This window comes from Erwinia endophytica, from assembly GCF_009295515.1.
Taxonomy (GTDB): Bacteria; Pseudomonadota; Gammaproteobacteria; order Enterobacterales; family Enterobacteriaceae; genus Erwinia; species Erwinia endophytica.
The window spans coordinates 1-8,083 of the sequence record NZ_RQVV01000020.1; the positions used below are offsets into that span (position 1 = coordinate 1).

Annotated in this window: 8 protein-coding genes and 1 pseudogene; 2 read left to right on the plus strand and 7 right to left on the minus strand. The window is 47.2% G+C overall.

What is annotated here, in order from left to right; genetic code table 11:
* On the plus strand, positions 1–237 hold a 237-nt coding region (locus EH228_RS06325; protein ID WP_152320829.1), incomplete at its 5' end, for a DDE-type integrase/transposase/recombinase.
* Positions 238–291: 54 nt separating this feature from the next.
* Positions 292–576 (plus strand): annotated as a pseudogene (locus EH228_RS06330) (DDE-type integrase/transposase/recombinase); the annotation flags it as partial.
* Positions 577–766: 190 nt separating this feature from the next.
* Here the strand turns inward: EH228_RS06330 and EH228_RS06335 are convergent.
* From EH228_RS06335 to EH228_RS06365, 7 genes are all read right to left on the minus strand, one after another.
* Positions 767–1,351 (minus strand): fimbrial protein, encoded by a 585-nt coding sequence (locus EH228_RS06335; RefSeq protein WP_152320830.1) that lies wholly within the window; start codon positions 1,349–1,351, stop codon positions 767–769.
* Positions 1,335–2,411: a fimbrial protein gene (locus tag EH228_RS06340; RefSeq protein ID WP_240116242.1), complete on the minus strand. Its 1,077-nt coding sequence runs from the start codon at positions 2,409–2,411 to the stop codon at positions 1,335–1,337. Before EH228_RS06340 ends, EH228_RS06335 begins: the two co-directional genes overlap by 17 nt.
* Positions 2,411–5,080 (minus strand): outer membrane usher protein FimD, encoded by a 2,670-nt coding sequence (gene fimD / locus EH228_RS06345; RefSeq protein ID WP_152320831.1) that lies wholly within the window; start codon positions 5,078–5,080, stop codon positions 2,411–2,413. The genes EH228_RS06340 and fimD overlap by 1 nt, the downstream gene beginning before the upstream one ends.
* Positions 5,081–5,115: 35 nt before the next feature.
* Complete coding sequence (locus EH228_RS06350) at positions 5,116–5,805, minus strand: fimbria/pilus periplasmic chaperone (protein WP_152320832.1); 690 nt, start codon at positions 5,803–5,805, stop codon at positions 5,116–5,118.
* Between the two features lie 31 nt (positions 5,806–5,836).
* A complete protein-coding gene (locus tag EH228_RS06355) occupies positions 5,837–6,418 on the minus strand; it encodes a fimbrial protein (protein ID WP_193323285.1) in 582 nt (193 codons plus the stop codon).
* A gap of 71 nt (positions 6,419–6,489) precedes the next feature.
* Positions 6,490–7,068, minus strand: a complete 579-nt coding sequence (fimA, locus tag EH228_RS06360; RefSeq protein WP_152320834.1) for a type 1 fimbrial major subunit FimA — start codon at positions 7,066–7,068, stop codon at positions 6,490–6,492.
* A 244-nt stretch (positions 7,069–7,312) separates the two neighbouring features.
* Positions 7,313–7,675: a fimbria/pilus periplasmic chaperone gene (locus tag EH228_RS06365; RefSeq protein WP_240116243.1), complete on the minus strand. Its 363-nt coding sequence runs from the start codon at positions 7,673–7,675 to the stop codon at positions 7,313–7,315.
* Positions 7,676–8,083: the final 408 nt, after the last annotated feature.

Genomic DNA, 8,083 nt, shown 5'->3' on the forward strand with positions numbered 1-8,083 from the left:
GAGGCCGATGACTGCATAAAGGTCAGACAGAATAAGTGCCTGAATAATCTGGTTGAGCAGGATCACCGTAATATCAAACGCCGGATACGACAGATGCTGGGATTCAAATCATTCCGCCGGGTGCAGGCTGTCCTTGCGGGTATTGAGCTGGTTCATATGATACGCAAGGGTCAGTATGCTCATCCTGACGGGGACGGATTGTCGCCGGCAGAACAGTTTTACCTTCTGGCTGCCTGAAAACCAGGCAGCGCATTTTCTGCCGGTCTGCTGTCGTTAATGCGACAGAACCATAAAAGTGACGCCAATACGGTCGCTCTGACCACACTCAATGCCGACAAAACTGATGAAGAAAGTATCACTATCAGGCAGAGCAACTATCTGAACAACCTTGTGGAGCAGGCTAACCGGAACATCAAACGACGGACGCGACCAGTCCTGGGATTCAAATCATTCCGGAGGGCACAGACCATACTTGCGAGTATTGAGCTGGTAAACATGATCCGTAAAGGCCAGCTTCATCATCCAGCTGGCGAAGGATTGTCGTCTGCAGAACAACTCTATCTGCTGACTGCCTAAAAAACAGGCAATTCAATTTTTACTGGCCTGATGTCGTTAATGCGACAGAACCGATAATCCGCTACATCACGGGTTATTACAGGGTCATCCGACCTCACTGATATAACGGCGGTCTGACGCCAAACGAATCTGAACGATTGTACTACTTACAGTCTAATGCGGTGCCAGTATTAGTTGACCACTACATTTTTTAATCATAGGTCAGCACGAATTCTGTATCTGCGTTTGCGGTACCAGGTGAGACGGTATTATCGGTGGCAACATAGCTGGCATAAAAGCTCAGCGTTGCATCACCATTGTCGTCAACAAGTACCTGAGGGGAATCTTCGCCCACAGGAATGAGTTTCTGGGAACTGTCCATAATCTGAATACCCACCCCAGCAGCGGAACTGTCATCGCTCAGAGCCAGAAGATTGTTATCATGACTGTCCTTTTTTCCGTCAAATGACACCGTCACGCCATTTGCGGTGCAACCAGTCAGGTGGATAGTAAAGGGCACGTAAGCGGTATGGTCACCGGGCTTCTTAAATTGTTTTGGTGCCCAGCTCCCCAAAACAACGGTTTTATCTACATCACCCGGCTCCACCTCGCACTCCAGCGCCACTATAGTTCCGGAAAGACGTATATTAACTTCTCCCAGGGTTCCGTCAGCAAAGGCTGAAGACAGGCTCATACTTGCCAATATCATGAATACAGAATACAGAACGTCGGCGTATTTCCATACAGACTGCTGCCTGTGCATGATACGATTTTTTAAATCAGTCAAAATCCACACGCAGGTATCCCTCCGCCATAAATTTACCTTCTGCTGGTTTATTACCAGTAATACTTACGGGCCAGGCAGTGATGGGCACGGATGCTGAGGCATTGTCATCTAACTGAAACGGTATTTTGCTGTCAATGTTATTTGGCGTAAGCGGATTCCTGTCTTTATCTGCCACAATGAATCCCAAATCTTTATTATCCGAGATGACAGCATTGCCAGACACACTATTAGTCTCCAGTCTCATTGTGAGCAGAGTTTGTGCATCAATGTTTGTACATTTTATACCAATAGTTTTGGTTTGTGGATTAACTCCATCAGGTTTATTCCCCGCGCCAGCCTGAGAGAATGCTGCCGCCCCAATATCCCCAAAATCCATGGTTATAATATCTCCAGCATTAAGTTCACAACTCTGTGGGACGGTAACGCTCAACTGGACATTTAATTGACTCATTCGCGGACCTGTTTCAACAGTATCTTCAATCGTTGATGCCTGCACATAACTGGCAACAACATTTACAGGGGCAAATCCGACAAATGGTTTGATAATCATCACCTGTATATTTCCCCGGCTTCCTGAACCCCATCCACCATCGCCAGTCGAACCACCTTTACAGCTATCTGAAGGACACTCATTGCCCTTAGTAAAGGGAATGGGGAAATACTTATAAACTTTACCAGCAACAAATTGCTCCATAGCAATAGCTATGTAATCATTTACTTTATACCAGGTAACATCATTTATAACTTGATAGACTGGCAGATCAGAGTCTGCATGAATGAATGCTTGATCATAAGAGTTTCCATCAACGTCACAGGTCGCATAATAATATCCATCAAGCGAAAATGAAGCTTTCGCTATAACTTTTCCAGCTAAGTCGTCATTTGCTCCGGCCGCAAACGTACCATCACTTGGTGCATAAGTGAAAATGTGTGTGCCACCGGTTGGTGTACAAACTCCGCTATACGCCTGCGCGCAAGGTAGATATAAGCCTAACAGTATAAATATAATCGTCAGGTTAGCCATTATTATTTTCATTGGCTGTTTGTTTCCTCTAAACATTATTTCCATTACCCGTTTCCTTCAATACAGGCAAGCGTCATCTGGGCTACAGGTAAATCTTCACTCCCCGCAGGTAGTGCATACGGTATCTCACAGTTATCTGACGGTCTGTTCCCCCATTGCACTGCCAAACGTCCTTTCAATGGAACGCCAGTCAGATAGATATCCCCGTTCTCACTGACTACTCCGGAGGCTCCGCTAGTTTTCTCTGTCACCACCGCCCCAAATGGTACTGAATGATTCGCGTGCTGCAGCGAAAACAGAGCCCGGATTCCCACATGCGTTTTGTATTCGACACGCACCAACGCACCTTCTGTCGGCACCACGCTCTGCACGTTGTCCTCCAGGTCGGTATGTGTATCCAGGCTGTTCACATCCAGTGCTACTCTGTTGCTGCGGTAAACGGTGGCATACGGCATTACGGCATAACCCCGCCAGTCCGTACTGACACCTGTCTCATTTTCAACATGTACCCCTTTTGCTCCCGGAGCCTTAATCAGCACATTTGTATCCCCCAGCGACTGGCTGAACGTGATACCGTTTGCGTGAGCAACTATCCCACCGGAAAGGTCCCAGTTATACACATGGTCATAGCGGCTGTAGCCATACCCGGCTCCGGCTTTCGCATAAGCACCCTGCCAGTCCACATTCAGGTTACCGCTGTTGCCGTTTTTGCTGTCATGACCCTGCATCACGCTGTATTCAAGATTATGCTCCCTGAGCAACGTTCCACTGACTCCGGCTTGTATGTGCGCTACACCGTTCTGGTCCCTGCTGGCCTGGGAAGTGGCATACATACTGCTGAGCGACACACGCTCCGGCATGTCATGACTCAGCCAGCGACCGAGCGGTACAGACACACTCAGCGACAGAAGTCGGTCTTTTTCCGGCAGTCCGCTGCTTTCATTAAGAGAATAAGACAGACTGTAACTGACCCCGTGCCAGCTACTGGCGAACCCGGCCCTGTACCATTTATCACTTCCTGTCGAGTTCCAGTAGTCCTGACGGGTGGCTGACAGGTTCAGCGAGCCAATATCATTTATCTGCTGGGATACACTTAATTGAAAACGCCCTTTTTTACTCCGCCGCAGATTGTGATAACTGACCGGTTCGTAATGTGGTCCGCGTCCATCGTGATCATCTTTCCATTCATACTGATATCCGCTCATGTCATCCCAGGCCACTTCATCCAGCGTGTAAAATCCCCGGGTGGAATAACGGTATCCCAGCAACTGGAATGTGGTGCCATACTGGTTAAGCGATTTGTCATACAGAAAGCGCACAGACTGTCCACTGTGATGGCTGCCGTCTGCCAGTTCACTCTGGGCTGTGGTAACATCAGTGGACAGCGCCCCCCAGTTTCCGAGGTTACGCCCCATACCTACTGCGGCTGAAGTATACTGTTTTGCCAGTTGTACTCCGCCAAGCAGCGTCATACCGTTCCGGAAACCGCGGGCCAGCGTTCCCTCGACAAATACCGGATCGCCTTTTCCGGACTGACCACTACGGTAACGGCCTGCGACCAGATCGAATTTAGAGCGCCCTTCACGCTGCAGAAGTGGCACTGTGGAATAAGGAACGACAAACTTCTGGATATTTCCGTCATCGCTTTCAACCGTCACTTCCAGGTCTCCGCTGGAGGAGGTCGGGTTGAGGTCATTAATTTCAAATGCGCCGGACTGAACCGTATTCTGGTAAATGACGTAACCATTCTGACGAACTGTCACTTTCGAACGTCCCGCAGCAATACCCCGTATCGTGGGTGCATATCCCTGCTGACTGTCAGGATACATCGGGTCAGAAGAAAACAGTCTGACACCGCGAAAACCCACGCTGTCGAAAAGTTCTCCCGCGCTGTTGCTGTCCCCCAGTACCAGCTCGCTTTTCAGGGGGATGACTGTGCGTTCCGCATAGGTGGAGATATTCTGCCACTGTCTGCGTCTGTACCCATTACCGGAGTCAAAATAACTCCAGGCACCGTTATTTCGCAGACGCCACGCGCCAAGATTTAACCCGCTGGTCAGATTCAGGTAATAACTGTCACTGCCGCGACTTTTGCTGCCAGTCATGGCATAACTGACCAGGCCTGCATTAATCCCCTGCTCCCACTCTTCCGGGGGGATATAGCCTCTGACGCTGTTCTGCAGAGCCACCTGTGGAAACGTCAGCATCAGTTTCTGCGACGGAAAATCATAATGAGAGCCTGCACCGGGATAGATGCGCATAAAATCCACGCACTGATTTTCATCCTTTACATTCTTCAGGTCAGGCTCAGAGTAGGTGTCCACGCCCAGGCGCTTAAGCCACTTCATCGTCAGGCAGGGGACCAGCCCGGAATCATCAGTCTGCGTGTTACCGTTATGATTAACCGTCATCTGTTCAGCACCGTCTTTCACCACTGAGCTGCCAGTGGCGGTTTCCGCCGGCTTAAAACGCATATCACTGGTTGTGATGAATTCATCATTCATCCAGATATCAACACGATACACGCCTGGAGCCTGCCCTGCGCCACTTTCAAAACGGGACAAATCTGCCACCTCTCCGCCATCCCGGGCCAGGAAAGCCGGATTAAACCAGTCATCCGCATAAACTCTGTCGCTGAGAGCAGCAGCCACAGCCAATGCCGCGTAACTGGCCACCAAAACCAGTATCCGTGGGGATTTATCAGGACGATACATAATTCACAGTCTCAATTGTGATGACGAAAGAAGAACTACTTAAAAACACCTTTCTGCTGTGGCGTAACAGCACCGTAATCATTTACGGACTGGAAACGGATTTCTCCTGATGTACCAGCGGGTAGTGGAATATCCAGTTTACCTAATGGGGGGACCATACTGTTTTTCAGTTTATTACCGCCGACGGTGATATTCACCATACTCTGGTAATAGGGCGTTGGATTAAACACAGTCAGCTGTTTCCCATCATTGTGGAATCGCAATTTTTTATAGGATTCTACTTCTCCCATATTTAATCCTTCAGGGCGCATAAATAACTTAATTCTCGATAATACTGCCAACTGCAGTGTATTCTTATCCTTAATTGCTTCTTTATTTATGGCCGGAATGGCTTTCACATTCATCCAGAAAACCGTTTCCCTGTCTTTTGGCAGGGGTTTACCTGTATACATAATTCGCAGACTGTTCTCACTCTTCGGTGAAGCTGTAAATAAAGGTGGTGTGACAATAAAGTCGCGAACCCGTTGCCCACTGGTATCTTCAACCCAGGCCTGAATCAAATAACGTTCATGTGAATCAGTGTTCGTTACCGACAGGGAAGCCTGCTTGTCTTCTTCATAATAAATAACCCGTGTTGCCCCAGGCGCAATACCACCGGCCACCGCAGAATGGAATAAAAACACTGACCACAGAGTCAGTGGAATAAAAAATAATAACTTTTTCATAAAATAAAAATCTCAAATAACCAGGTTTAAATCATGGGTAAGAAATCCCGAACCAGACTTCACTGTGCAGAGATCCCGGATAAATATCCCGGGATGTGGCCCGGTAACGAGCCAGGTAATGCAGTTCTGTTTCATTCCCACTTACCCGCGTAAATGATGCAGGCGGCCTGCCGGGAATAAGCTGTTCCCCGTTAACATCTGATATCATCAGTCCGAGCCCGCTATATCCGGCATTGCCGGTGATCCCAACAGGTCCTCCGTCCGAGGAAGTGACTAAAAAAACATCCGGTTCTTTGGGATCTGTCATGCCTGAAAACAGTATGCCGGTATGGTCAACCAGTTCTGGATTACAGTCTGTCAGTTTGATGGTAAAAGGAATGCCCTCTGTTGCAAACGTTCCTACCTTACCAAAGTCTCGGGGCGTATAGTGACCCATATTAATATGCATATCCTGACTTTCAGATGAAATACTACAGCCACCTTCATTCAGTTCACCCTTAAGATGAATATCGCCACCAATAATCGTAACCTGGTGATTTCGGGCACTGGCCCCGTTAAAACAGAAGAGTGCAAAAGTAAACAGGCCAGCCAGTGTATGCAGGAAGGTCATCATATTTTCCGCCATGATGTATCCCGGCAGGGAACAACTCTGCCGGGAAAGATTAACCTGAAAAGAAGGAATGGTTACTGATACTGCATAATGAAAGTGGCATCTGCATTTGCTTTGCCTGCAGCTACAGAAGCGCCGTCAGCAATATACTGCGCTTTGAAATTCAGCACATTTTCACCATCAATCAAATTTACTGGTGTTGAGAAAGCTGACGCATCAACAGGGACGACTTTTGACGCACTGTCTGTAATCTTAATCCCCACTCCTGAAGCAGTAGCTTCGTTGCTGTCATCCGTCCCTGAGTCTACCGCCAGTAATGTGGCTGAATTCTCGTCCTGTGTACCCTGGAATGCTACTGCGGCAGTAGATGCTGTAGAGGTGTCACAGTCTTCAAGCTTGATGGTAAAAGGAACCTCTGATCCCTTTTTCTCGTTGGTAATATGATGCACAGTGTACTCTCCAAGTTTCACAATCTGGCCATCAGAATCGGTACTGACGGCACAGGGTGCATCAACCAGCTCACCTGTAAAATGGATGGTGCCGCCGGTAACGGTGGTGGTGGAGGTAGAGGGGGTGGAGTCAGCCGCATAAACCGTTCCCGCACACATAGCCACAGCTGTACCCATCGCAATGACGATTTTATTCAGTTTCATAAATATCCTAATTACCTTACTTTATTTCAAAAGATACCTGTTTTTCTCAAACAGGCAGTTAATACACACTATTAAATCCCCCAGATGAAAGACTGGGGGCGTCATTTAATAGAGTGCTGCATGAGGTTAACATCTCACTTAAATAACTTACCAAAAAAATAATTTACAAATCACCACTACACTAAAAAAAATCAACAAGAAAAAACCCAAAGAAACAATCAATAAGAACATTGCCAACTCTTAATTATATTGCTTTAGCGATAAAGTAATATAATGATTCCCTGTCTGCCGGAGCGGCGCCTCCGACATACATCAGGCGCAGCGTGTTTTCGTTTTTCGGGCCGCTCAGGTACAGCGGGGGCGTCACTACAAAATCATGCGTTTTCCTGCCCGACGCATCCTCAACCCAGGACTGCACCAAAAATGAATCCGTTGTCGACGAATTACTTATCGCCAGACTTTCCTGCTTCGCGCTCTGTGGATAAACAATCCGCGTTCCCTGAATGGAAATACCACCTTCCGCCATCGCGGATAAGGATGCCAGGCAGGCACTGGCAACCATCAGTGCTGTCACTGTTTTTTTCATTAAATCTGAATATAAAGACATAATCCCTCCAGCCTGGAAACTTTCCCAGCCTCTGATAAAATACTTTTGTTTCTTTTCCTGAAAGAGAAACAAAAGAACTTTCGTTACGTTAAAAATGTAATGGTACGCACCATGAACCGTTACCTGTTGAATAATACAGGATAAATTTAGCACCAAAAAAAATAGAGTTTAAATCTTAAGTTTAAAATAATAATAACAGAACTGAATATTTACCCTGTGATTTATCATATCAGTCTGTGGGAAGGATAACATTCGCCATCTTATCCAGCACTCCTCTCAATGCAGAAAAATATTCGCTACCATCATCATTTTTTCGTAAGCACTCGCTCAGCTTGCTTCTGATGTAAACATTTTCAGGGCTGGAGCATACTTTGTTAAATTTCTTTAACAAAACCAAACATCATCAAG

Bases quoted from the DNA above. Each gene is read 5' to 3' on its own strand.
- EH228_RS06340 (WP_240116242.1), bottom strand. From the start codon at position 2,411: ATGGAAATAATGTTTAGAGGAAACAAACAGCCAATGAAAATAATAATG.
- fimD (WP_152320831.1), bottom strand. From the start codon at position 5,080: ATGTATCGTCCTGATAAATCCCCACGGATACTGGTTTTGGTGGCCAGT.
- EH228_RS06350 (WP_152320832.1), bottom strand. From the start codon at position 5,805: ATGAAAAAGTTATTATTTTTTATTCCACTGACTCTGTGGTCAGTGTTT.
- EH228_RS06355 (WP_193323285.1), bottom strand. From the start codon at position 6,418: ATGATGACCTTCCTGCATACACTGGCTGGCCTGTTTACTTTTGCACTC.
- fimA (WP_152320834.1), bottom strand. From the start codon at position 7,068: ATGAAACTGAATAAAATCGTCATTGCGATGGGTACAGCTGTGGCTATG.
- EH228_RS06365 (WP_240116243.1), bottom strand. From the start codon at position 7,675: ATGTCTTTATATTCAGATTTAATGAAAAAAACAGTGACAGCACTGATG.